The organism is Streptomyces drozdowiczii, from assembly GCF_026167665.1.
Lineage (GTDB): Bacteria > Actinomycetota > Actinomycetes > Streptomycetales > Streptomycetaceae > Streptomyces > Streptomyces drozdowiczii_A.
Genome location: NZ_CP098740.1, coordinates 5,449,523 through 5,473,802, shown reverse-complemented (window position 1 = coordinate 5,473,802; position 24,280 = coordinate 5,449,523). Strand labels below are relative to the sequence as shown.

Sequence of the window (24,280 nt, the reverse complement as noted above, 5' to 3'; positions counted from 1 at the left end):
TCACGTCGAACCAGGGCGCGGACCCTGAGTGAGGACATACCGCCATGCCCGGCTGCCGTGCGCCCCTCTCCCCACAGCCCCTGTCGGCGGACTCCGGTACGGCCGGCTGAACCGTGCGTGCCGATCGCATCTTCGCGTACGGCGCCACCGCCGGCCTGATCGGCGACCTGCTGCTCGGTGACCCCCGCAGGGGCCACCCGGTCGCCGCCTTCGGGCGGGCCGCCGCGGCCGTCGAGGACCGGCTCTGGCGCGACCACCGCGGCCGGGGCGCCCTGCACACCCTGATCTGCGCCGGGGGCGCCGCCGGGTCCGCCGCGCTCGCCGCCCGCGCCCTGCGCCGCCACCCCGCCGCGTCCGTGGCCCTGACCGCCGCCGCCACCTGGTCCGTCCTCGGCGGTACGTCGCTGGGGCGCGAGGCCCGGGCCATCGGCGGCGCGCTCGCCGCCGGGGACGTCGAGTCGGCCCGGGAGCGGCTGCCGCACCTGTGCGGGCGCGACCCGCAGGCGCTGGACGGCCCCGGGATCGCGCGCGCCGTGGTGGAGTCCGTCGCCGAGAACACCTCGGACGCCGTGGTCGGCGCCCTCGTCTGGGGCGCCCTCGCCGGGGTCCCCGGGCTCGTCGGCTTCCGCGCCGCCAATACGCTCGACGCGATGGTCGGCCACAAGTCGCCCCGCTACCTGCGGTACGGCTGGGCATCGGCCCGGCTCGACGACCTCGCGGGCTGGCCCGGCGCCCGCCTCACCGCGCTGCTCGCCGTGGCCTCCGGCGGCCGGCCCCGGGAGGCCGTACGGGCCTGGCGGGCGGACGCCGCGAAGCACCCGAGCCCCAACGCGGGGCCCGTGGAGGCCGCGTTCGCCGGGGCGCTCGGCGTACGGCTCGGCGGGACCCTCGCCTACGGCGGGCGCGTCGAGCACCGGCCCGTGCTCAACGGGGAGGCCGGGCGGGCGGTGGAGACCGGCGACATCGAGCGCGCGGTGCGGCTCTCGCGCCGGGTGGGCGTGCTCGCCCTCGGCGTCGGCGTGGCCGCCCGGCTGGGCGCGGGGGCGGTCGCACGCCGGGCCCGCAGACCTCGTACACCTGGACGGAGAGCGATATGAGCGGCGGACTGCTGGTCGCCGGGACCACATCGGACGCGGGCAAGAGCGTCGTCACGGCGGGCATCTGCCGCTGGCTCGTACGCCAGGGGGTGAAGGTCGCCCCGTTCAAGGCGCAGAACATGTCGCTGAACTCCTTCGTCACCCGCGAGGGCGCCGAGATCGGCCGGGCCCAGGCCATGCAGGCCCAGGCCGCCCGCGTCGAGCCGACCGCCCTGATGAACCCGGTGCTGCTCAAGCCCGGCGGCGACCGCTCCAGCCAGGTCGTCCTGATGGGGCGGCCGGTCGGCGAGATGAGCGCCCGCGGCTACCACGGCGGGCGGCAGGAAAAGCTGCTGTCCACCGTCACGGACTGCCTGGAGCAGCTGCGGAGCACGTACGACGCGGTGATCTGCGAGGGCGCGGGCTCGCCCGCCGAGATCAACCTCCGCCGCACGGACATCGTGAACATGGGCATCGCCCGCGCCGCGCGCTTCCCGGTCGTGGTGGTCGGGGACATCGACCGGGGCGGCGTCTTCGCCTCGTTCTTCGGGACGACCGCGCTGCTCGCGCCGGAGGACCAGGAGCTGATCGCGGGGTACCTGGTCAACAAGTTCCGGGGTGACGTCTCGCTCCTTGAGCCGGGGCTCGACATGCTGCGGGAGCTGACGGGCCGTCCCACCTACGGGGTGCTGCCCTTCGCGCACGGGCTCGGCATCGACGAGGAGGACGGCCTCAGGGTGTCGCTGCGCGGCACCGTACGGGAGTCGACGGTCGCCCCGCCGCACGGCGAGGACGTCCTGCGCGTCGCCGTGTGCGCGATCCCGCTGATGTCGAACTTCACCGATGTGGACGCGCTGGCCGCCGAACCGGGCGTCGTCGTGCGGTTCGTGGACCGGCCCGAGGAGCTGGCCGACGCGGACCTCGTCATCGTGCCGGGCACCCGGGGCACCGTGAAGGCGCTCGCCTGGCTGCGCGAACGCGGGCTCGCCGGCGCCCTGCGGCGGCGCGCCGCCGAGGGCCGGCCGGTGCTCGGGATCTGCGGCGGCTACCAGATCCTCGGCGAGCACATCGAGGACGAGGTCGAGTCGCGCGCCGGGCAGGTCGACGCGCTCGGCCTGCTGCCCGTGCGGGTCCGCTTCGACCGCGAGAAGACGCTCGCCCGGCCGACCGGCGAGGCGCTCGGCGAGCCCGTCGAGGGGTACGAGATCCATCACGGCGTCGCCGATGTGCACGGCGGCGAGCCGTTCCTGACGGACGGCCGGGGCACCCCGCTGGACGGCTGCCGGTCGGGTGCCGTCTGGGGCACGCACTGGCACGGCTCGCTGGAGAGCGACGCCTTCCGCCGCCGGTTCCTGGCCGAGACCGCCCGGCTCACCGGCCGCCGCTTCGTGCCCGCGCCCGACACCTGCTTCGCCGCTCTGCGCGAGGAACAGCTCGACCGCCTCGGTGACCTGATCGAGGAACACGCGGACACCGACGCGCTGTGGCGGCTCATCGAGTCGGGCGCGCCGTCCGGTCTGCCGTTCATCCCGCCGGGAGCGCCCGCCATGCCCGTCAAGGAGGCCCTGTGAGTACGCCCTACCCCTTCACCGCCATCGTCGGCCAGGACGACCTGCGGCTCGGGCTGCTGCTCAACGCGGTCAGCCCGGCCGTGGGCGGGGTCCTGGTCCGTGGCGAGAAGGGCACCGCCAAGTCGACCGCCGTACGCGCGCTGGCCGCGCTGATGCCGGAGGTCGCCGTCGTGCCGGGGTGCCGGTTCTCGTGCGACCCCGCCTCGCCCGACCCGGCGTGTCCGGACGGCCCGCACGAGGACGCGGCCGGCGTGTCGCGGGCGGCGCGGACCGTGGAGCTTCCGGTCGGCGCCTCCGAGGACCGGCTCGTCGGGGCGCTCGACATCGAACGGGCCCTGGCGGAGGGCGTGAAGGCGTTCGAACCGGGGCTGCTCGCGGACGCGCACCGCGGCATCCTGTACGTGGACGAGGTCAACCTGCTCCACGACCATCTGGTGGACCTGCTGCTGGACGCGGCGGCCATGGGTGCCTCGTACGTGGAGCGCGAGGGCGTCTCCGTACGGCACGCGGCGCGGTTCCTGCTCGTGGGGACGATGAACCCGGAAGAGGGCGAGCTGCGGCCCCAGTTGCTCGACCGCTTCGGGCTGACCGTCGAGGTCGCGGCCTCCCGGGAGACGGACCAGCGGGTGGAGGTGGTGCGGCGGCGGCTCGCTTACGAGGACGACCCGGCGGCGTTCGCGGCGCGCTGGGCCGACGAGGAAGCGGAGTTGCGGGACCGGATCACGACCGCGCGTGCGCTGCTGCCCGAAGTGGTGCTCGGTGACCAGGCGTTGCGGCAGATCGCGGCGACCTGCGCGGCCTTCGAGGTCGACGGGATGCGCGCGGACATCGTCATGGCCAGGACGGCGACCGCGCTGGCCGCGTGGGCGGGGCGCACCGACGTATGCGCCGAGGACGTCCGGCAGGCGGCGCTGCTCGCGCTCCCCCACCGGAGGCGGCGCAACCCCTTCGACGCGCCGGGGCTCGACGAGGACAAGCTGGACGACACGCTGGAGCGGAACGGCGGCGGGGACGACGAGCCGGAGCCGGACGGGCCCGGTGACGGCGGTGGCGGCGGAGGTGGCGGCGGGCTGCCGCCGCAGGGGGACGCGCCCGACACGCCGTCCTCGCCCGCCGACGGGGCGGACGACACGCCCGATCCGGGGGCGCCCGTGCCCGGGCAGGGCGGTGAGCAGCGGCCCGTACGGGCCGGGGAGCCGTTCCGTACGAAGATGCTCAGCGTTCCCGGGCTCGGCGAGGGCGCGGCGGGGCGGCGGTCCCGGGCGCGCACCGAGCACGGGCGGACGACCGGGGCGCGGCGGCCCGAGGGCGCGCTGACCAAGCTGCATCTGGCCGCGACGGTCCTGGCCGCCGCCCCGCACCAGCGGGCGCGGGGCCGGTCCGGGCGGGGGCTCGTGGTGCGGCGGGACGATCTGCGGCAGGCGACGCGGGAGGGGCGCGAGGGCAATCTCGTGCTGTTCGTCGTGGACGCCTCCGGGTCGATGGCCGCCCGGCAGCGCATGGGCGCCGTGAAGGGCGCGGTGCTGTCCCTGCTGATGGACGCGTACCAGCGGCGCGACAAGGTCGGTCTGGTCACCTTCCGGGGCCGGGACGCGGAGGTGGCGCTGCCGCCGACCTCGTCGGTGGACGCGGCTGCGGCCCGGCTCGAATCGCTGCCGACGGGCGGGCGGACCCCGGTGGCCGCCGGGCTGCTGAAGGCGCACGACGTGCTGCGGGTGGAGCGGCTGCGCGACCCGTCCCGGCGGGCCCTGCTCGTCGTGGTGACCGACGGACGGGCGACCGGCGGGCCGGACCCGGTGGCGCTGGCCGCGCGGGCCGCCCGGCTGCACGCGGCCGAGGGCACGGCGTCGGTCGTCGTGGACTGCGAGACGGGGCCGGTCCGGCTGGGGCTCGCGGCGAACCTCGCGGCCGACCTGGGCGGCACCGCCGTCACGCTGGACGAGCTGCGCGCCGAATCGATCGCCGGGCTGGTCAAGGACGTCCGGGGCGCGGGCCTCGGGCACACCGACAGGAGGGTCGCGTAATGCCGCAGGGACAGCCGGAGAGCGTGCCGGACGACGGACTCACCACCCGGCAGCGGCGCAACCGGCCGCTGCTGATGGTGCACACCGGCATCGGCAAGGGGAAGTCGACGGCGGCCTTCGGGCTCGCGCTGCGCGCCTGGAACCAGGGGTGGCCCATCGGGGTCTTCCAGTTCGTCAAGTCGGCGAAGTGGAAGGTCGGCGAGGAGAACGCGCTGAAGGTCCTCGGCGCGAGCGGCGAGGGCGGGTCCGTCGCCTGGCACAAGATGGGCGAGGGCTGGTCCTGGGTCCAGCGCGACGACCAGACGGACAACGAGGCGAAGGCCCGGGAGGGCTGGGAGCAGGTCAAGCGCGATCTGGCCGCCGAGACGTACCGGCTGTACGTGCTGGACGAGTTCGCCTATCCGCTGCACTGGGGGTGGATCGACACCGACGAGGTCGTCTCCGTCCTGCGCGACCGCCCCGGTACGCAGCACGTCGTCATCACCGGCCGCAACGCGCCCGCCGCGCTGCTGGACGCGGCGGACCTGGTGACGGACATGTCGAAGGTCAAGCACCCGATGGACGCCGGGCAGAAGGGCCAGAGGGGCATCGAGTGGTGAACATCCCCCGCCTGGTCGTCGCCGCGCCCTCATCCGGGAGCGGCAAGACGACCGTCGCCACGGGGCTGATGGCCGCGTTCGCCGCGCGGGGGCTCGCCGTGTCCGGGCACAAGGTGGGCCCCGACTACATCGACCCCGGCTTCCACACGCTGGCGACCGGGCGCCCGGGGCGCAACCTCGACGCGTACATGTGCGGGCCCGAGCTGATCGCGCCGCTCTTCGCGCACGGCGCGCGGGGGTGCGGGCTGGCCGTGGTCGAGGGCGTGATGGGGCTGTACGACGGGGCCTCGGGGCTCGGTGAGCTGGCGTCCACCGCGCATGTGGCGAAGCTGCTGCGGGCACCGGTGGTGCTCGTCGTGGACGCGTCGTCGCAGTCGCGGTCGGTGGCGGCGCTGGTGCACGGGTTCGCGTCGTGGGACGCGGAGGTGCGGATCGGTGGGGTGATCCTGAACAAGGTGGGCTCCGACCGGCACGAGGCGTTGTTGCGGGAGGCGTTGGAGGAGTCGGGGGTGCCGGTGCTCGGTGCCTTGCGGCGGGCGGAGGGGGTCTCCGTGCCGTCGCGGCATCTGGGGTTGGTGCCGGTGGCGGAGCGGCGGGCCGATGCGGTGGCCGCTGTCGCGGCGATGGCTGGGCAGGTGGCTGCGGGGTGCGACCTGGAGGGGTTGTTGGCTTTGGCGCGGTCGGCACCTGCGGTGCCCGATGCGGAGTGGTCTGCGGGTGAGGCGGTGGGGGGCGCCTTCGGCGGGGGTGTTCCCCTACCCGCCCCTTCCCGTAACCGGGGCTCCGCCCCGGACCCCGCTCCTCAAGCGCCGGAGGGGCTTGATTCGGCGGGCGTCAAGCCCGTCGTTGCTGTTGCTGGTGGGGCCGCCTTTACGTTTTCGTATGCCGAGAACACCGAGTTGCTCGCCGCCGCCGGAGCTGACGTCGTTTCCTTTGATCCGCTGCGGGACGAGGGTCTGCCGCTCGGGACCCGGGGTGTCGTCATCGGGGGTGGGTTTCCCGAGGTGTACGCCCCCGAGTTGTCGGCCAACGAGGCGTTGCGGAAGGCCGTGGCGGCGTTGGCGCTCTCCGGGGCGCCGGTGGCTGCCGAGTGTGCCGGGTTGTTGTATCTGGCGCGATCGTTGGACGGGCTGCCGATGTGCGGGGTGCTCGACGCCGATGCGCGGATGACCAAGCGGCTGACGCTCGGGTACCGGGACGCCGTGGCGCTCTCCGACAACGTGCTGGCGCCCGCCGGGGCGCGGCTGCGGGGGCACGAGTTCCACCGGACCGTCATCGAGCCGGGGGCGGGCGACGAGCCCGCCTGGGGCATGCACCGGCCCGAGCGGCGCGTCGAGGGGTTCGTCCGGGGCAACGTACACGCGAGTTATCTGCACACCCACTGGGCCGCGTCGCCCGGGACGGCCGCGCGGTTCGTGGCGCGGTGCCGGGGGTGACGGGGTCACTGGGCGAGGCCCACCACCAGCCAGATGAAGCACACTCCGGCCACCGTGCACAGCAGCGTGGAACGGGCCGGGTGGTCGTGGTGGGCCTCGGGCAGGATCTCGGCGGCGGCGAGGTAGAGCAGCGCGCCGCCGAAGAAGCCGAGATAGCAGCCGAGCAGTTCCTCCGGCAGGGTGAACAGCAGCGTCGTCGCCGCCCCGACGACGGGCGCCGCCGCGTCCGCGAAGAGCATCGTGAGGGCCCTGCGGCGGGCGTTCCCGTACAGGCTGGTGATCGTGTACGTGTTGAAGCCGTCCGCGAAGTCGTGCGTGATCACGGCGAGCGCGACGGCCGCCCCCATCCCGCCGCCGACCTGGAAGGCCGCCCCGAGCGCCACTCCGTCCATCAGGCTGTGGCCGACCATCGCGGCCGCCGCCGTCAGCCCGACCTGCGGGACCCGCTCCTCGGCGGCCCCGTGCGCCGCCTGGCGCACCGCGAGCAGCCGCTCGACGAGGTGGGCGACGAGGAAGCCGCCGACGAACAGCAGCAGCGCCGCCGGGACGCCGAAGACCAGGCCGCCCGCCGCCTCCACCGCCTCGGGCAGCAGGTCCAGGCCGACCACGCCGAGCATCAGCCCGCCGGCCAGGCCGAGGACCAGGTGGCGGCGGTCGCTGACGCGCTGGGCGACCCAGCCGCCCGCCAGGGTCATCAGGAACGCGCCGAGCGCGACGAACACCGCCATGGCCTCTTGCTAGCCGATGCACCCCGCTCCGCGCATCTCGGCGCGCTCGTCGTCGGCGTCGGCGCCTCCCGGGGTGTCTCCGCCGACGAGGTCGCCGGGCTGGTCCTGGAGGTGCTGCGGGAGGCGGGGCTCACGGGGATCGCCGAGTTGGTCACCGTCACGGCGAAGGCCCGGGAGCCGGGGGTTGTGGGCGCTGCCGCCCGGCTCGGTGTTCCGCTGCGCGCGTACCCGGCGGACGTGCTCGCCCGAGTGCCCGTGCCGCACCCCTCCGGGGCGGCGCTCGCCGCCCTCGGCACCCCCTCGGTGGCCGAGGCCGCCGCCCTCGCCGGGGGCGGTCAACTCCTCGTACCCAAAAGGAAGTCACGGCCGCGCGACGGGCGTCCGTCGATGGCCACCTGCGCGCTCGCCCGCCGGCCGGTCGGGACCGTCGCGTGAAACGTCTGGACCGTTGCGTGAAAGAGGGTGCGGGGCGCATAGTCATCCTGCCGGAGTCCACCCAGGCCACGGCGCACACCCCCACACCACACCCCCACCACGGCGGTCATGCACACTCCCACTGAGAGTCCCGACGCGACAGGCGCGGGCACCCACGATCTGCGTCACCACGGAGACGCGGAAGTACGCGGACGGGGCCGGGATCTGACCGATCTCGCCGTCAACGTACGGGCCGGCACCCCACCGGCCTGGCTGCAGGAACGTATAGCCGGCTCCCTGGGCACGCTCGGCGCGTACCCGGACGACCGCGAGGCCCGCGAGGCCGTCGCCGCGCGGCACGAACTTCCTCCCGAGCGGGTGCTGTTGACGGCGGGCGCGGCGGAGGCGTTCGTCCTGATCGCCCGCGCGCTGCCCGCCCGGCGGCCCTACGTGGTGCACCCTCAGTTCACCGAGCCGGAGGCGGCGCTGCGCGCGGCCGGGCACGAGGTGGGACGCGTGCTGCTGCGGGCCGCCGACGACTTCCGGCTCGACCCGGCGGACGTGCCCGACGAGGCGGACCTGGTGGTCGTCGGCAACCCGACCAACCCGACGTCCGTCCTCCACCCCGCCGCCGTCCTCGAACGCCTGGCGCGTCCCGGCCGGACCCTGGTGGTGGACGAGGCGTTCATGGACGCGGTGCCGGGCGAGCGCGAGGCGCTGTGCGGCCGTACGGACATCCCCGGGCTCGTCGTCCTGCGCAGCCTCACCAAGACCTGGGGGCTCGCCGGGCTGCGCATCGGTTACGTGGCGGCCGACCCGGAGACCATCCGCGCCCTGGAGGAGGCGCAGCCGCTGTGGCCGGTGTCGTCGCCCGCGCTGGCGGCGGCGGAGGCGTGCGTGGAGCCGCGCGCGCTGGCGGAGGCCGCCGGTGCGGCGGACCGGATCGTGGTGGACCGGGCGCATCTGGTGGCCGGGCTGCGGGAGTTCTCCGAGGTCCGGGTGGTGGAGCCGGCCGAGGGGCCGTTCGTGCTGATCCGCCTCGACGGGGCCGCCGAGATAAGGGAGCGGCTGCGGATGCTGGGGTTCGCGGCGCGGCGAGGAGATACGTTTCCGGGGCTCGGGGACGGCTGGCTGCGGCTGGCGGTACGCGACCGGACGACGACCAACCGCTTCCTTCAGGCGCTGGACCTGGCGCTCCAGGCGCTGACGGTGGTGGGGCGGTAGGGGCGCGCTCCGTTCGGTGAGCGGTGCTCTGGACCGTGAGCGGTGCTCTGGGTCGTGAGCGGCCCTCCGGGGGTGAGCGCCGCTCTGGCCAGCGAGCGGTGTCCCAATAGGTGAGCGGTGCTCCCCCCTCGGAGCACCGCTCACCACCCCTCCCCCCGGGGTTTCCTCCCCTCGGGCCGTCAGCCTCGGGCGCGGCGGCGGGTCAGGACCATGGCGCCCGCGCCGGCCGCCAGCAGCAGTGCCGCGCCGCCCGCGATGTACGGGGTGCTGGAGCTGCTGCCCGTCTCGGCCAGGTCCGCGTCGGTGGCGGCCGGGGCCTGGTCCGTACCCGTCTGGGTCTTCACGTCGCCGCCGCCCCCGGTGGAGCCGGCCTGGTCGCCGCCGCTCGTGGACCCGCCGTTCCCGGAACCGCCGTCCGTCGAACCGCCCCCGGTCGCGCCGCCGTTGTCATTGCCCCCGTTGTCACCGCCCCCGTTCTCGTTCCCGCCGTTCTCGTTCCCCCCGTTCTCATTGCCCCCGTTGTCGCCGCCGCCGTTGTGGCCGCCGCCGTTGTCGCCGCCGCCCGTGTGGCCGCCGTGGCCCTTCGGGGTTTCGCAGGTGGCCTCCGCGAGCGTGACCTCGCCCTTGACGTCCGCGACGTTCAGGTCGAGCGGGTTGACCGAGACCTTCAGCTGGAGTGCCACGGCGGCGGCCGTGCGCGAGGTGGTTTCCGTCTTCGACAGGTCGAGCGTCACCTCGCCGACCTTCGGCACCGCGACCCGCGTGGTGCCGCCGGCCGTCAGCGTGACGCGCTTGCCGAGGACCGACACGTACCCGAGCACATTGGCCTCGGCGACCGGCCGGCTGCCCGCCTCGCAGACCGCCTTGGAGGTGACCTTCTCGACCTTGAGCAGCGGGAACATCGTGAGCCCGGGGAGGCTCACCCGGGCGTTGGCGAGATTGCTGTAGCCGGCGGCGCGGTGCTTGTCGGCGGTGGCCTTCGCGGTGGCCACGTCGGCCTTGAGGACGTTGACCGGCTTTCCGTGGTCCACCCCGTCGAGCCGCACGCTGAGCGCGGTCTGCTCGGCGCTGCGCGGCGCCTGCACCTCGTTGAGGGTGACCTTCAACGGCACGTCGACCGTCTTGTTGAGGAGGGAGACGTCGAGTGCGGTACGGAGCACGACCGCGCTCGCCTTCCCGCCGCCGGTCGTGGTGGTCGTCGCGGGGGCGGCCTGGGCCGGGACCGCGACCAGGGCGGCGACGGGGGCGGCGGCGACCGCCAGGGCGGCGAGACGGAAGGTGTTGCTGTTCAAGATGGTGGAACCCCCACAGGAGACATGGAGCCACCGGTGCGCCGTCCAATGGGGGACATCGCGGGCACCGGTGGCCTCGACTCCGTGAATCTTTACGCACAGAGGGTGAACTGGCGGACAGCTGACGCCAGTTCACTCCAAAGGGGGGTTTCCGCGCCTGTATTCGAATATTTCGGCACGCGCGTTCCTCGGGTTCACCCGTTTCACTGAACGCCGGGGCGTTTCGGACCGCGCGAGGGCCGCCCGTACCGTGGGCTCTCCGCAGACGCGGAAAAGTTCAACGAGCCGGCCGCCCTCCGGTCACTGCTGGTCAACGCGGCGTGTCAGCCGATCACGCGCCCGTTCAGGACGACCCGGCGCGGCCCGGCCAGCACCCGTACGTCCGCCCGCGGGTCCTCGTCGTACACCACGAGGTCGGCCGGCGCCCCCTCGTCCAGCCCCGGCCTGCCGAGCCAGGCCCTCGCCCCCCAGGTCGTCGCGGACAGCGCCGCCAGCGGCGGGATGCCCGCCTTGACCAGCTCCGCGACCTCGTCGGCCACCAGACCGTGCGCGAGGACCCCGCCCGCGTCGGTGCCGACGAAGACCGGCACCCCGGCGTCGTAGGCGGAGCGCACGGTGTCGTAACGGCGTTCGTGCAGGCGCCGCATATGGGCGGACCAGCGCGGGAACTTCGCCTCGCCGCTCTGCGCGAGCGAGGGGAAGGTGGCGATGTTGACCAGCGTCGGGACGATCGCCACACCGCGTTCCGCGAAGAGCGGGATGGTGTCCTCGGTGAGGCCCGTGGCGTGCTCGATGCAGTCGATCCCGGCCTCGACCAGGTCGCGCAGCGAGTCCTCCGCGAAGCAGTGCGCGGTGACGCGGGCGCCCAGCCGGTGTGCCTCCGCGATGGCCGCCCCGACCGCCTCGCGCGGCCAGAGCGCCGTCAGGTCGCCCACCTCGCGGTCGATCCAGTCGCCGACGAGCTTCACCCAGCCGTCGCCCCGGCGCGCCTCCTGGGCCACATGGGCGACGAGTTCGTCGGGCTCGATCTCCCAGGCGTAGTTACGGGTGTAGCGGCGGGGCCGGGCGATGTGGCGGCCGGCCCGGATGATCTTCGGCAGGTCCTCGCGGTCGTCGATCCACCGGGTGTCGGCGGGCGAGCCCGCGTCCCGCAGGAGCAGCGCCCCGGCCTCCCGGTCGTCCAGGGCCTGCTTCTCACTGGTCGCGGCGTCCACCGCGCCGTGGTGGTCGAGCCCGACGTGGCAGTGGGCGTCGACCAGGCCGGGCAGGGCCCAGCCGGTGACGGTGACGGCGTCGTCCGCGCCGGGCGGCCGCTCGTAGGTGATCCGGCCGCCGACCGCCCAGAGCTCGTCCCTGACCTCCTCGGGTCCGACGAGCACCCGCCCCTTCACATGCAGCACCCGCGATGCCTCGTGATCACTCATGCACAGCACTGTACGAGGGGCCCACCGCGTGCGACATGCCCTGTCCCGGCCCGTCCGGAGGGTGCTGGGTACTCTCGAAGGCGCCCGGTCAGCAGGCCGGAGCCCGCCGACCGAAACCGAAGAGAGCACCGCCGTGACGCACCCCTTCCTCGACCTCGCTCCGCTGACCGCCGCGCACTTCGCGGCGATCGAGCGGCGGGTGGCCGGTCTGCTGGCCACCGAGCAGGACGTCGTCATCATGCAGGGCGAGGCGCTGCTGCCCCTGGAGGGCTGCATCCGGGGCGGCGCCCGGCCCGGCTCGACGGCGCTGAACGTGGTGACCGGCCCGTACGGGCAGACCTTCGGGAACTGGCTGCGCGACTGCGGGGCCGAGGTCGTCGACCTGGAGGTGCCGTTCCACACGGCCGTCACCGCGGACCAGGTCGCCGAGGCGCTGGCCGCGCACCCGGAGATCGACTTCGTCTCGCTGGTCCACGCCGAGGCGGCGACCGGGAACACCAACCCGGTCGCGGAGATCGGCGAGGTGGTGCGGGCGCACGGCGCGCTGTTCATGCTGGACGCGGTCGCCTCGGTCGGCGCCGAGCCGCTGCTGCCGGACGCCTGGGGCGTCGACCTGTGCGTGATCGGGGCGCAGAAGGCGATGGGCGGGCCCGCCGGGGTCTCGGCGGTGTCGGTGAGCGCGCGGGCCTGGGAGCGGATCGCCGCCAACCCGCGGGCGCCGCGCCGGTCCTACCTGTCGCTCCTCGACTGGAAGGAGCGCTGGATCGACGGCGGCCGCAAGGCGCTGCTGCACGCCCCGGCCCAGCTGGAGATGCTGGCCCTGGAAGCGTGCGTGGAGCGGATCGAGGCGGAGGGCCCGGAGGCGGTCATGGCCCGGCACGCGGCGGCCGCGGCGGCCACCCGGGCCGGTGCGGTGGCGCTGGGCGGCGGCCTGACCCCGTACGTCCACGAGGCGCGGGACGCGGCGCCGGTGGCGACGACGCTGCGCACGCCGGAGGGCGTGGACGCGTCCGCGCTGGTGGCGCGGGCGCTCGCGGGTGAGCCCTCGCTGCCGCTGATCGCGGGCGGGGGCGCGCTGGCCAAGGAGATGATCCGGGTCAATCACTACGGGGTGGATGCGACGCGGGGCGCGGTGCTCTCCTCGCTCGCGGCTCTGGGGTCGGCGCTGGCCGAGGCCGGCCGGCAGGTCGATCTGGAGGCTGCCCGGAAGGCCGTTTCGGAAACCTGGCCCAGCGCATAAAAGCGCATCCGATAAACAATGCGGGGAGCTGCCTGATCCAGAGCAGCTCCCCGCATTCTTATGCCCGCTTGCCCCGGGGCTAAACGCCCCAGTTATCAAGCTGTTTCCGGACCCCGTTTCGGTTGTGTGTGGAGAGAGTTATGGCCTTGTGACCGACTCCACACAGTCGGAGATTTGCCCGATAAATACCGGACAGAACGACAGAAAACGAAGACGACTCGCGCCGGTGCGCGCACCCGCCTGATAACACAGATGCCTGCTCCACCCAACCCTTTGCGTCGATGCAATTCGACGACTTGCTAGGTAAATTCAAATGCCATGACCGCCGCACCAGCAGATTTTGCAAGTGCCCGAAGCGAATTCCTTACGATCGACAGGCCACGAGTGGAGGACGGAGCCGCGATCTGGCGTATCGCCCGCGACTCCGAGGTCCTGGACCTCAACTCCTCGTACAGCTACCTGCTGTGGTGTCGTGACTTCGCGGCGACCTCCGTGGTCGCCCGCGACGAGACCGGCGCCCCGGTCGCCTTCGTGACGGGGTACATCAGGCCGGACCGCCCCGAGACGCTCGTCGTCTGGCAGGTGGCCGTCGACCACGGCCACCGCGGTACGGGCCTGGCGGCGAAGCTGCTGGACTCCCTGACCGCGCGGGTCGCCGCCGAACAGGGCCTGGCCTCGGTCGAGACGACCGTCACCCCGGACAACACCGCGTCGGACCGCCTGTTCACCTCTTACGCGCAGCGCCACGACGTGGCCCTGGAGCGCGAGGTGCTCTTCGACGGCGGACTGTTCCCCGAAGGCACCCATCTGCCGGAAGTGCTGTACCGCATCGGCCCGTTCCACGCCTGAGCGCGCCCTTCCGCCCACCGCAGCTTCCTTCAACGCCGCCCGTCACACCCCTCACGCAGGAGACCCGCTGTGACCATCACCCCGCCTGCCCTCAGTGTCTTCGAGACCCTGGAATCCGAGGTCCGGAGCTACTGCCGCGGCTGGCCCGCCGTGTTCGACCGCGCCCAGGGCGCCCGGCTGACCGACGAGGACGGCCACACCTACCTGGACTTCTTCGCCGGCGCGGGCTCGCTCAACTACGGCCACAACAACCCGGTGCTCAAGCGCGCGCTGATCGACTACATCGAACGCGACGGCATCACGCACGGCCTCGACATGGCGACCACCGCCAAACGGGCCTTCCTGGACACCTTCCAGAACGTCGTGCTGCGCCCCCGCGACCTTCCGTACAAGGTGATGTTCCCCGGCCCGACGGGCACCAACGCCGTCGAGGCGGCGCTGAAGCTGGCCCGTAAGGTCAAGGGGCGCGAGTCCGTCGTCTCGTTCACCAACGCCTTCCACGGCATGTCGCTCGGCTCGCTGGCCGTGACCGGCAACGCGTTCAAGCGGGCCGGTGCCGGCATCCCGCTGGTGCACGGCACGCCGATGCCGTTCGACAACTACTTCGACGGCCAGGTCCCCGACTTCCTCTGGTTCGAGCGGCTCCTGGAGGACCAGGGCTCCGGGCTCAACCACCCGGCCGCCGTGATCGTGGAGACGGTCCAGGGCGAGGGCGGCATCAACGTGGCCCGCGCCGAGTGGCTGCGCGCCCTCCAGGACCTGTGCCACCGCCAGGACATGCTGCTGATCGTCGACGACATCCAGATGGGCTGCGGCCGTACCGGCGGCTTCTTCTCCTTCGAGGAGGCCGGCATCACGCCGGACATCGTGACGCTGTCGAAGTCCATCAGCGGCTACGGACTGCCCATGTCGCTCTGCCTGTTCAAACCGGAGCTGGACGTCTGGGAGCCGGGCGAGCACAACGGCACCTTCCGCGGCAACAACCCCGCGTTCGTCACCGCCGCCGCCGCGCTGGACGCCTACTGGGCCGACGGCCAGATGGAGAAGCAGACGCTGGCCAGGGGCGAGCAGATCGAGCAGACGATGCTGGCCATCTGCGGCGAGCACGACAGCGCCCGGTTCCGGGGCCGCGGCCTGGTCTGGGGCCTGGAGTTCGACGACCCGGCGCGCGCCTCCGCGGTCTGCGCCCGCGCCTTCCAGCTGGGGCTGCTCCTGGAGACCTCCGGCCCGCAGAGCGAGGTCGTGAAGCTGCTGCCGCCGCTCACCATCACGCCCGAGGAGCTGGACGAGGGCCTGCGCACGCTGGCCCGCGCCGTCCGCGAGACCGCCTGAACCGCACCACCCCCGACGCACCGCCGTCGTAGAGAGAAAGGCACCGAACCACCGTGATCGTCCGATCGTTCGCCGACGTCGAGAACACCGACCGGCACATCAAGGCCGCCTCCGGCACCTGGGAGAGCAAGCGCATCGTGCTCGCCGAGGAGAAGGTCGGCTTCTCGCTCCACGAGACCATCATGTACGCGGGTACCGAGACGTCGATGTGGTACGCGAACCACATCGAGGCGGTCCTGTGCGTCGAGGGCGAGGCCGAGCTGACCAACGACGAGACCGGTGAGAAGCACTGGATCACGCCGGGGACCATGTATCTGCTCAACGGCCACGAGCGCCACACGATGCGGCCCAAGTCCGACTTCCGCTGCGTCTGCGTCTTCAACCCGCCGGTCACCGGACGGGAGGAGCACGACGAGAACGGTGTCTATCCACTGCTGACCGAGGAGGGCTGAACCCATGACCACCGACGTACGCACCGATCTGTACCCCTCGCGCGGCGCCGCCGAGATGACCACTCCCCGCCAGGACCCGGTCATCTGGTCCGCGCCGGGCGCACCGGGTCCGATCAGCGCCAAGGAGCTCCAGGGCTACGAGCACGACGGCTTCCTGACCGTCGAGCAGCTGATCACCCCCGACGAGGTGGCCGGCTACCACGCCGAGCTGGAGCGGCTGATCACCGACCCGGCCGTCCGCGCCGACGAGCGCTCCATCATCGAGCCCAAGTCGCAGTCCGTCCGGTCGGTCTTCGAGGTCCACCGGATCAGCGAGGTCTTCGCCCGGCTGGTCGCCGACGAGCGGGTGGTGGGCCGGGCCCGCCAGATCCTCGGTTCGGACGTCTACGTCCACCAGTCGCGGATCAACGTCAAGCCCGGGTTCGGGGCCTCGGGGTTCTACTGGCACTCGGACTTCGAGACCTGGCACGCGGAGGACGGTCTGCCGAACATGCGGACGGTGTCCGTGTCGATCGCGCTGACCGAGAACCACGACACCAACGGCGGGCTGATGATCATGCCCGGCTCGCACAAGTCGTTCCTCGGCTGCGCGGGTGAGACGCCGAAGGACAACTACAAGAAGTCGCTCCAGATGCAGGACGCGGGCACGCCGTCCGACGAGGCGCTGACGAAGATGGCCGACCGCCACGGCATCAGGCTCTTCACGGGCAAGCCCGGTTCGGCGACCTGGTTCGACTGCAACGCGATGCACGGTTCGGGCGACAACATCACGCCGTACCCGCGCAGCAATGTGTTCATCGTGTTCAACAGCGTGGAGAACGCCGCGCAGGAGCCGTTCGCGGCGCCGGTCCGCCGCCCGGAGTTCATCGGGGCGCGCGACTTCACCCCGGTGAAGTAGGGCCTCTGGAGGGGGTGGTACGGGGAGACCCGGCCACCCCCTCCGGCATATCTCGGTGGACCCGGGCGGGGGCGGCGGGAACAGTGGGCGCATGACATCCCACGTACAGCACATCACCATCGACTGCGCCGACGCCTACACCCTGGGCACCTTCTGGGCGGCCGTGCTCGGTGCCCCGCTCTCCGACGAGGACTTCCCCGGCGACCCCGAGGCCCTGGTCGAAGCGCCGGGCGCCGCCCTCCTGTTCGTCACCGTGCCGGACCGGAAGCAGACCAAGAACCGCGTGCACCTGGACATCAGGCCCGAGGACCGCACCCGGGACGAGGAGGTCGAACGGCTGCTGGCCCTCGGCGCGACCCTGGTCGCCGACCACCGCAAGCCGAACGGACGGGGCTGGGCGACCCTGGCCGATCCGGAGGGCAACGAGTTCTGCGTGGAGTGCGGTGCGGCCGAGCGGGCCGCGCTCACCGGTACGCGGCTGCCGGTCACCGCGGACGATGTGACCGAGGCGGTCCGGCTCGCGGTCGACACGCTCGCCGCCGCCCCGGACGCCGACTGGCGCGTCCCGGCCGGAACCCTGACGTGGGACTGCTGGGAGACCGCGGAGCACCTGAGCGACGACCTCTTCGCGTACGCCGTCCAGCTCGGCCCGCGCACGCCGTCGCTGGAGACCGAGGTGCCCTACCACTGGGCTCCCCGGCGCGAGGGCGGCCCGTGGAACGCGGTCTTCGCCGATCCGGAGGCGGGCGTGGCCGACCTGCTCCGAACCGTGGAGGCGAGCGGCGCGCTGCTGGCCTCGATGGTCCGTACGGCCTCGCCGGCCCTTCGCTCGTACCACGGCTACGGGGTCTCCGACCCGGAGGGCTTCGCGGCCATGGGCGTCGTGGAGACCCTGGTGCACGCCCATGACATCGCCTCGGCCCTGGGCGTCTCCTGGGAGCCGCCCGCCGCCCTGTGCGACCGGGCGCTGGCCCGGCTCTTCCCCGACGCGCCGGACGACAAGGACCGGTGGGCCGTGCTGCTCTGGTCCACCGGTCGCGGCGAGCTGCCCGGGCGCGAGCGTGTGACGTCCTGGAAGTGGCGGAGCGCCCCGCTGGACGCCCAGGACTAGGAAGCCAGGGCTAGGACCCCAGCACCTCCAGCGCGCGGTCCACGTCCGCCTCGGTGTTGTAGAGGTGGAAGGACGCGCGCAGGTTGCCGGCCCGGCCGGCGACCAGCACCCCGGCCCGCTGGAGCTCCGGTGCGCGGTCGCCGAGCCCGGGCACCGCGACGACGACGGTGTCCGCCGCCACGGGCTCGTGCCCGAGGGCCGTCACCCCGGCGCGGAAGCGGTCGGCCAGCGCGAGGGCGTGGTCGTGCAGGGCGTCGACGCCGACCTCGTGGAGCAGGGCGAGGGAGTGCTCGGCGCCGTGGTACGCGAGGTAGACGGGCGGCTCGTCGTAGCGGTGGGCGTCGGAGGCGAGCTTGGTGACCGGTCCGTACACGCTGCCCCACGGGTCCTCGGAGGCGGCCATGCCCGCGTCGACCGGCTTCACGTCCTCCTGCGCCTCCTCGGTGACGGTGAGGAACGACGTGCCGCGCGGGCAGAGCAGGTACTTGAAGCCGCCGGTGACCGTGTAGTCGTAGGCCCCCGCGTCGAGCGGCAGCCAGCCGGCGGACTGGGTGGCGTCCAGCAGGGTGCGGGCGCCATGGGCGGCCGCGGCGGCCCGGACCGCGTCCAGGTCGGCGCGGCGGCCGTCCGCCGACTGCACCGAGGAGAAGGCGACGAGCGCGGTGGAGGGGCGCACGGCCCCGGCCAGCTCGGCGAGCGGCACATAGCGCATGTCGAGGTCGCCGCGGACCGCGAAGGGGCTGACGACCGAGCTGAACTCGCCTTCGGGGGCGAGCACTTCGGCCCCCGGGGGCAGCGAGGCCGCGATCAGCCCGACGTGGGCGACGACCGAGCTGCCGACGGCGACCCGGTCCGCTCCGACGCCGACGAGCCGGGCGAAGCCGTCCCGGGCGCGGTCCACCGCCTCGAAGTCGCCCGAACCGTTGCGGCGGCCGGAGGCGTTCTCCTCGGCGAGGGCCTTCACCGCGTCGACGGTGCGGCGGGGCAGCAGCCCGCAGGTGGAGGTGTTGAGGTAGGTGGTCTCGGGCGCGAACTCGGCGGCGACGGCACGGCTGAGCGGAGAGATCGTCATGCGCTCAGCGTGAACCTTCGCCGACCTGGGGTCAATTGACAAAAACTCACGGTCGACCCCAAGCGATGCTTATGCGTCGGGCGCCGATCGCGCGGGCCGCCGGGAACGGCCCGCGCACCGGGTCAGGCGTTCCGGGCCGCCGCTCCGGGGACCTCGCAGGCCCCGTCGGCGTCGCAGGCCGCCGCGTCCCCGGCGGCGGTCACCGGGCGGTCCTTCCACGCCTGCTCCAGCGCCTGGGCGAAGACCTCGGCGGGCTGGCCGCCGGAGATGCCGTAACGCCGGTCGAACACGAAGAACGGCACCGCGTTGGCGCCCAGCTCGGCCGCCTCCCGCTCGTCGGCGCGCACCTCGTCGGCGTACGCCTCCGGGTCGGCGAGCACCGCCCGCGCCTCCTCGGCGTCGAGCCCCGACTCGACGGCCAGGTCCAGCAGGACGGAGTCGTCGAAGACGGACCGCTCCTCGGCGAAGTTGGCCCGGTAGGCGCGGGTCAGCAGCTCGTCCTGGCGGCCTCGGGCCTTGGCCAGGTGCAGCAGGCGGTGGATGTCGAACGTGCTGCCGTGGTCGCGGCCCTCGGCGAGGTAGCCGAGCCCTTCGGCCTGGGCGTTGGCCGCGACGTTGGCCTCCATCGCGCGGACCTCATCGGGGCTGCGCCCGTACTTACGCGCCAGCATGTCGGTGACCAGCTCGGTGTCGTCCTTGGCGCGGCCGGGGTCGAGCTCGAAGGAGCGGTGCACCACCTCGACGTCGTCGCGGTGGGCGAAGCCGGCGAGGCCCTTCTCGAAACGGGCCTTTCCGACATAACACCAGGGGCAGGCGATGTCGCTCCAGATCTCGACGCGCATGACTCTTCTTCTCTCCGGGACGTTCCGAGGGGGCCGCTCACGCAGCGCGGAGGCACCCTCCGCTCCCTGCGCCAACGCCTGCCGGGCCGGTGCCATTCCCGGGCCCCGCTCAGCTCCGAGGGGGCCTGGGGAGGGCGAGGCGCAGCACGAGGTGGTCGCCGTGCCGGGGCTGGTCGGGGTCGGGGACCCAGCCGCAGGCGGAGTAGAAGGCCTGGGCGCGCTTGTTGGGCTCGAAGACCTCCAGGCGGACGGTGGTCACGCCGCGCCGCTCCCAGTCGGCGACGCAGGCGAGGTGCAGGGCACTGCCGACGCCCTCGCGCCAGCGGGCCGGGGAGACGTGGAACTGGCTGAGGGTCATGACGCCGTCGCGTACGGAGTAGGCGGCGACGCCCGCGAGGGCGCCGTCCTCGTCCGCCTCGGCGCAGAGCACGGTGGCGTCCTCGCGGTCCACGGCGCGGGCCCACCCCTCCCGGCTGCGGGCCACCTCGGCCTCGCCCGCGTACTCCTCCTCGGGGAGGTGGTCGCGGTAGTAGGTGGCCCTGGCCTCGGTGTGCAGGACGGATATCGCGTCGAGGTCGTCTTGCGTCGCTTTACGGATCATGGTGGGGAGGACGTAGCTGCGGGACGCCCGGTTCCCTTCAGAGGGCGAGCCGGTCCCCCGCGCGCAGGGCGCGTACGACGACGGCGCCGGGTTCGTCCGCACGCCGCACCAGCCGCGCCCGACCCGTCCCCGCCACCACCGCCCGCCCGTCGGGCGCGACGGTCAGCAGGGTGTTCTCGTCGAGGGCGACGGCGCACTCCGCGTCCCCGCGTGCCACCGCCGCGGCCGGGCGGCCGAGCGTCCCCCAGGCCGAGGTGTGCACGTCCACGGTGTACGGGACGAGCCCGAGGCCGTCGCGGACCTCGATCTCCTCCAGGTCCTCCGCCGCGTCGTCCGGGCAGACCGGGACTCCCCGGTCCAGCCGCCCGCCGACGAGGGCGCGGCGGGCGGCGACGACGGCCCCTGCGGAAAAGCCCGCGTACGGCAGGCCGCGCTCGGCGACGATCCGCGCCACGGCTTCGCGTACCGGGGCGAGGGCGGCCTGATAGGCGGGGGTCAGTCCGCCGCCGACCAGCAGTCCGTCCAGCCCGGCCAGCTCCCCGGGGTCGAACACCCCGCCCTCGGGCACGAGCAGCGGGACCGGCCGGACGCCCGGGGCCACCCGGCGCAGCACGGTCGCGTAGCGGATGAACTGCTCGGGCCCGTCGCCCTCGTGGACGAGCAGGCAGCCCACGGTCGCCTCGGCCCCCGCCTCGGCGAGGAAGGGCCCGTAGACGAGCGGGGCGGCGGCCTCGTCCCAGCCGCCTCCGATCAGATGCACACCCATGACGGCCTCTCCCCCGCTGTCGGCCCGGCTCCCGGACCGTCGGGCAGGCTCTCACGGGCGGGCGGCGGAGCGGTACGGGATTTCGCCGCGTGCCGTCCGCCGCGTGCCGTCCGCAGCGTCCCCGGTCCGTCAGCTGCCGTCGCGGAGGTCCGCCAGGCCCTCCGGCCGGAAGGCGATCCGGTCGAAGGCCACCTCGCAGCCCTCGCCGGTGGGCGACTGGGCGAGGAAGCCGACGGATGCGGTGGCCGCCTGCTCCGGGGTGCCGAGGGTGAAGACGCGGACGAAGGTCCACTTCTCGCCGTCGGCCGAGGCGTGGAACGCGAAGGCGTGCCCCGTACGGCTCAGGCGCAGCCAGTACGTGTCGCCGTCCACGACGGAGGAGTTGACGTCGTCCGAGTGGCCCCGGGTGACCACCGTGCAGATGGTCGGGCGCTCCGGGGACAGCTCCAGGCAGAGCTTGGCCCACTCCCGGTCGCCGGTGTGGAGGTAGAGCACGCCCGCGTCGAAGGCGGCGGCGAAGCCCACCTTCACCCGGGCGACGAGCTGGAAGTCGCCCGCCGGGGCGGCGCCGAGCAGCCGGGGCGCGTCGCTCGCCGGTTCCAGGGTGTCGCCGCCCGGCGGGACGAAGCGGTCCTGGCGGGCGCCGGCGCGGCCGGTGAGCGTGCCGTTCTCGTACGTCCAGCCGCCCTCGGGACCGTACGGCCGGAGCGCGAAGGGGAGTTCGGGGAGGTTCACGCGGGGCGTCCGTTCACTCGGCGGGGCAGGCCCAGCGGGTTGTCCTCGCGCAGCTCCGGCGGGAGGAGCGCGTCGGGGGTGGTCTGGTAGCTGACCGGGCGCAGCCAGCGCTCGATGGCGGTGGCGCCGACCGAGGTGGAGGTGGAGGTGGTGGCCGGGTAGGGGCCGCCGTGGTGCTGGGCGGGGGCGACGGCGACGCCGGTCGGCCAGCCGTTGACGAGGACCCGCCCGGCGAGCGGGGTGAGCGCGGCGAGGAGGTCCGCAGCGGCGCCCCCGGCCTCCTCGGTGGCGATGTGGAGGGTGGCGGTGAGGTTGCCGGGGAGGCGGGTGAGGACGGCGGTGATCTCGTCCTCGGAGGCGTAGCGGGCGACGACGGTGACCGGGCCGAAGCACTCCTCCAGGAGCGCGTCGTGCGGGCCCTCGGCGGTGAGCTCGCGGGCCGGGACGGTCAGGAAGCCGGCCGCGACGGTGTGCTCGCCGCCCGCGCCGGGGGTGACGGGCGCCTCGACCCCGGGGAGCGCGGCGCGCTCGGTGACCCCGGCGAGGAAGGCGTCGCGCATGCGGTGGTCGAGGAGGACCCCGGCCTCGGTGTCGCTGACGGCCTCGGTGAGCGCCTTGAGGAGGCGGTCGCCGCCCTCGCCCTCGGGGACCAGGACGAATCCGGGCTTGGTGCAGAACTGGCCGGCGCCCATGGTCATCGAGCCGGCCAGGCCCGCGCCGATCTCCTCGCCGCGCTCGGCGGCTGCGGCCTCGGTGACGACGACGGGGTTGAGGGAGCCCAGCTCGCCGTGGAAGGGGATGGGCGCGGGGCGGGCGGCGGCCGCGTCGAACAGGGCGCGCCCGCCGCGCACCGAGCCGGTGAATCCGGCGGCGGCGACGAGCGGGTGCCGGACGAGGGCGACGCCCGCCTCGAAGCCGTGGACGAGGGTGACGACGTCCTCGGGCAGCCCGGTGCGCGCGGCGGCCCGGCGCAGGACGGAGGCGCACAGTTCGGAGGTCGCCGGGTGGTCCGGGTGGGCCTTGACGACGACGGGGCAGCCGGCCGCGAGGGCGCTGGCGGTGTCGCCGCCGGGCACGGAGAAGGCGAGCGGGAAGTTGCTGGCGGCGTAGACCGCGACGACGCCGAGCGGGATCTTGTAGCGGCGCAGGTCGGGCCAGGGCGGGGTGCGGGTGGCGTCCGCGTGGTCGATGTGGATGTCGAGGAAGGCGCCCTCGTCGACGACCTCCGCGAAGGCCCGCAACTGGGCCGCGGTGCGGGCGAGTTCGCCGGTCAGCCGGGCCGGGCCGAGGGCGGTCTCGGCGTCGGCGGCCTCGATGACGTGGTCCCCGGCCTCGGTGAGCAGTTCGGCGGCCGTACGCAGGAACGCGGCGCGCTTCGTGCGGTGGGCGAGGGAGTCGCGTACCGCGTGGGCGGCGCGGACCGCGCGGTCGACCTCCTCCGCTGTGGCCTCCACCGCAACCTGCTCGCGCGGGTTCCCGGTGCGGGGGTCGACGCTCCAGACTGGTGCTGCTGCCACCGTGTTTCCTTCCGCTTTACTGCCGCACATCAGAAGTCGTCCGGTATAAGCTGTTCGGTATTCTGAACAGCGTTCCTGAACGTGAATGTGAAGCGACTCTATTTCCGGGCGTTCGGTGTTGGCAAGAAGTCGCAGGGTTTCGTCGGCGGGGTGAAAGGGGTCAGGGCGATGTCGGTTCCCGAGTCGGGTGGGGCGCAGGTCAAGTCCGCGGTACGGACGGTCGAGCTGCTGGAGTACTTCGCCGGACGGCCCGGCATGCACTCGCTCGCCGCGGTCCAGGAGGCCGTCGGCTACCCGAAGTCCAGCCTCTACATGCTGCTGCGCACCCTGGTGGAGCTGGGCTGGGTGGAGACCGACGCGACCGGCACGCGGTACGGGATCGGCGTACGGGCCCTCCTGGTCGGGACCTCGTACATCGACGGCGACGAGGTCGTCGCCGCGGCCCGCCCCACGCTCGACCGGCTCTCCGACGACACCACGGAGACCATCCACCTGGCCCGGCTCGACGGCACCAACGTGGTCTACCTCGCCACCCGCCAGTCCCAGCACTACCTGCGCCCCTTCACCCGGGTCGGCCGCCGGCTGCCCGCGCACTCCACCTCGCTCGGCAAGGCGCTGCTGGCCACCTACACCGACGAGCAGGTCCGCAAGATGCTGCCCGAGACGCTGCCCGCGCTCACCGAGCACACCCTGACGGACCGGGAGAAGCTCATCGAGGAGCTGCACCAGATCCGCGAGCAGGGGTACGCGGTGGACCGCGAGGAGAACACGCTGGGGCTGCGCTGCTTCGGCGTCGCCGTCCCGTACCGCACGCCGGCCAGGGACGCCATCAGCTGCTCGGTGCCGGTCGCCCGGCTGACGCCCGCGCACGAACAGCTGGTCAAGGACGCGCTGTTCGACGCGCGCGACCGGCTGACGCTCGCCACCCGCAGACTCTGACCCCCCGGCCAGGCGGTGATCACGGCGTACGAGTCGGGATTCGCCAAGCCGGGCTGAGCCCGTACGGCCGTGCACGGCGTGGTCACCGTATGAGGAATCGGTGAGAAGCGGCACAACCGGGAACGCTCCGCCGGACGC

At 73.6% G+C, this 24,280-nt stretch carries 21 protein-coding genes and 1 pseudogene; 13 read left to right on the top strand and 9 right to left on the bottom strand.

The genetic code is table 11. The features are described 5' to 3' along the window. Window positions 1-113: 113 nt before the first annotated feature. The 5 genes from NEH16_RS24860 to NEH16_RS24840 are packed head-to-tail and all read left to right on the top strand — an operon-like array spanning window position 114 to window position 6,706. The gene (locus tag NEH16_RS24860) at window positions 114-1,097 is read left to right on the top strand and encodes a cobalamin biosynthesis protein (RefSeq protein WP_265545040.1); all 984 of its coding nucleotides are present in this window, start codon (window positions 114-116) and stop codon (window positions 1,095-1,097) included. Beyond that, complete coding sequence (locus tag NEH16_RS24855; RefSeq protein WP_265545038.1) at window positions 1,094-2,647, top strand: cobyric acid synthase; 1,554 nt, start codon at window positions 1,094-1,096, stop codon at window positions 2,645-2,647. Before NEH16_RS24860 ends, NEH16_RS24855 begins: the two co-directional genes overlap by 4 nt. Continuing rightward, window positions 2,644-4,671, top strand: a complete 2,028-nt coding sequence (locus NEH16_RS24850) for a putative cobaltochelatase (protein WP_265545037.1) — start codon at window positions 2,644-2,646, stop codon at window positions 4,669-4,671. The genes NEH16_RS24855 and NEH16_RS24850 overlap by 4 nt, the downstream gene beginning before the upstream one ends. After that, window positions 4,671-5,270: a cob(I)yrinic acid a,c-diamide adenosyltransferase gene (gene cobO, locus NEH16_RS24845; protein ID WP_018104683.1), complete on the top strand. Its 600-nt coding sequence runs from the start codon at window positions 4,671-4,673 to the stop codon at window positions 5,268-5,270. Before NEH16_RS24850 ends, cobO begins: the two co-directional genes overlap by 1 nt. Continuing rightward, window positions 5,264-6,706 carry a cobyrinate a,c-diamide synthase gene (locus tag NEH16_RS24840; RefSeq protein ID WP_265545036.1) on the top strand — a complete coding sequence of 481 codons (1,443 nt, stop codon included), beginning with the start codon at window positions 5,264-5,266 and terminating at the stop codon, window positions 6,704-6,706. The genes cobO and NEH16_RS24840 overlap by 7 nt, the downstream gene beginning before the upstream one ends. A 5-nt stretch (window positions 6,707-6,711) precedes the next feature. On the opposite strand, the gene NEH16_RS24835 is transcribed toward NEH16_RS24840, so the two are convergent. Further along, the gene (locus NEH16_RS24835) at window positions 6,712-7,434 is read right to left on the bottom strand and encodes a ZIP family metal transporter (RefSeq protein WP_073968386.1); all 723 of its coding nucleotides are present in this window, start codon (window positions 7,432-7,434) and stop codon (window positions 6,712-6,714) included. 6 nt (window positions 7,435-7,440) lie between these two features. Here NEH16_RS24835 and cobC point away from each other — a divergent pair. Continuing rightward, window positions 7,441-9,072 (top strand): annotated as a pseudogene (cobC, locus tag NEH16_RS24825) (Rv2231c family pyridoxal phosphate-dependent protein CobC). Window positions 9,073-9,251: 179 nt separating this feature from the next. Here cobC and NEH16_RS24820 read toward each other — a convergent pair. Together NEH16_RS24820 and NEH16_RS24815 are read right to left on the bottom strand one after the other, a co-directional pair. After that, window positions 9,252-10,364, bottom strand: a complete 1,113-nt coding sequence (locus NEH16_RS24820; RefSeq protein WP_265545033.1) for an SCO1860 family LAETG-anchored protein — start codon at window positions 10,362-10,364, stop codon at window positions 9,252-9,254. A 323-nt stretch (window positions 10,365-10,687) separates the two neighbouring features. Then, window positions 10,688-11,788, bottom strand: coding sequence for an amidohydrolase family protein (locus tag NEH16_RS24815; RefSeq protein ID WP_265545032.1), 1,101 nt, complete (start codon window positions 11,786-11,788; stop codon window positions 10,688-10,690). Window positions 11,789-11,921: 133 nt separating this feature from the next. On the opposite strand from NEH16_RS24815, the gene NEH16_RS24810 reads away from it, so the two are divergent. The 6 genes from NEH16_RS24810 (at window position 11,922) to NEH16_RS24785 (ending at window position 17,670) form a co-directional block, all read left to right on the top strand. Then, a complete protein-coding gene (locus tag NEH16_RS24810) occupies window positions 11,922-13,028 on the top strand; it encodes a pyridoxal-phosphate-dependent aminotransferase family protein (RefSeq protein ID WP_265545030.1) in 1,107 nt (368 codons plus the stop codon). A gap of 318 nt (window positions 13,029-13,346) precedes the next feature. After that, a complete protein-coding gene (ectA, locus tag NEH16_RS24805; RefSeq protein ID WP_276103818.1) occupies window positions 13,347-13,877 on the top strand; it encodes a diaminobutyrate acetyltransferase in 531 nt (176 codons plus the stop codon). 69 nt (window positions 13,878-13,946) lie between these two features. After that, window positions 13,947-15,209, top strand: a complete 1,263-nt coding sequence (gene ectB / locus NEH16_RS24800; protein ID WP_073968380.1) for a diaminobutyrate--2-oxoglutarate transaminase — start codon at window positions 13,947-13,949, stop codon at window positions 15,207-15,209. A 53-nt stretch (window positions 15,210-15,262) separates the two neighbouring features. After that, complete coding sequence (locus NEH16_RS24795) at window positions 15,263-15,661, top strand: ectoine synthase (protein ID WP_073968379.1); 399 nt, start codon at window positions 15,263-15,265, stop codon at window positions 15,659-15,661. A gap of 4 nt (window positions 15,662-15,665) precedes the next feature. Beyond that, window positions 15,666-16,559 (top strand): ectoine hydroxylase, encoded by an 894-nt coding sequence (gene thpD, locus NEH16_RS24790; RefSeq protein WP_073968378.1) that lies wholly within the window; start codon window positions 15,666-15,668, stop codon window positions 16,557-16,559. 91 nt (window positions 16,560-16,650) lie between these two features. Beyond that, complete coding sequence (locus NEH16_RS24785) at window positions 16,651-17,670, top strand: VOC family protein (protein WP_265545028.1); 1,020 nt, start codon at window positions 16,651-16,653, stop codon at window positions 17,668-17,670. A gap of 10 nt (window positions 17,671-17,680) precedes the next feature. Here the strand turns inward: NEH16_RS24785 and NEH16_RS24780 are convergent, their stop codons facing one another. The 6 genes from NEH16_RS24780 to NEH16_RS24755 all read right to left on the bottom strand — a co-directional run bounded on the left by NEH16_RS24780 (window position 17,681) and on the right by NEH16_RS24755 (window position 23,203). Further along, window positions 17,681-18,742, bottom strand: coding sequence for an aminotransferase class V-fold PLP-dependent enzyme (locus NEH16_RS24780; protein ID WP_265545026.1), 1,062 nt, complete (start codon window positions 18,740-18,742; stop codon window positions 17,681-17,683). Window positions 18,743-18,864: 122 nt separating this feature from the next. After that, window positions 18,865-19,584 (bottom strand): DsbA family oxidoreductase, encoded by a 720-nt coding sequence (locus NEH16_RS24775; protein ID WP_265545025.1) that lies wholly within the window; start codon window positions 19,582-19,584, stop codon window positions 18,865-18,867. Window positions 19,585-19,693: 109 nt separating this feature from the next. Continuing rightward, window positions 19,694-20,185: a GNAT family N-acetyltransferase gene (locus NEH16_RS24770; protein WP_073968374.1), complete on the bottom strand. Its 492-nt coding sequence runs from the start codon at window positions 20,183-20,185 to the stop codon at window positions 19,694-19,696. Window positions 20,186-20,222: 37 nt separating this feature from the next. Beyond that, window positions 20,223-20,951: a hypothetical protein gene (locus NEH16_RS24765; protein ID WP_265545024.1), complete on the bottom strand. Its 729-nt coding sequence runs from the start codon at window positions 20,949-20,951 to the stop codon at window positions 20,223-20,225. Between the two features lie 129 nt (window positions 20,952-21,080). Further along, window positions 21,081-21,686: a DUF1349 domain-containing protein gene (locus tag NEH16_RS24760; protein ID WP_265545023.1), complete on the bottom strand. Its 606-nt coding sequence runs from the start codon at window positions 21,684-21,686 to the stop codon at window positions 21,081-21,083. Beyond that, on the bottom strand, window positions 21,683-23,203 hold the full coding sequence (locus tag NEH16_RS24755) for an aldehyde dehydrogenase (NADP(+)) (protein ID WP_265545022.1): 1,521 nt from the start codon (window positions 23,201-23,203) through the stop codon (window positions 21,683-21,685). Before NEH16_RS24755 ends, NEH16_RS24760 begins: the two co-directional genes overlap by 4 nt. A gap of 168 nt (window positions 23,204-23,371) precedes the next feature. Here NEH16_RS24755 and NEH16_RS24750 point away from each other — a divergent pair, with 168 nt between their 5' ends. After that, window positions 23,372-24,142, top strand: coding sequence for an IclR family transcriptional regulator (locus NEH16_RS24750; RefSeq protein WP_265545021.1), 771 nt, complete (start codon window positions 23,372-23,374; stop codon window positions 24,140-24,142). Window positions 24,143-24,280 lie beyond the last annotated feature (138 nt).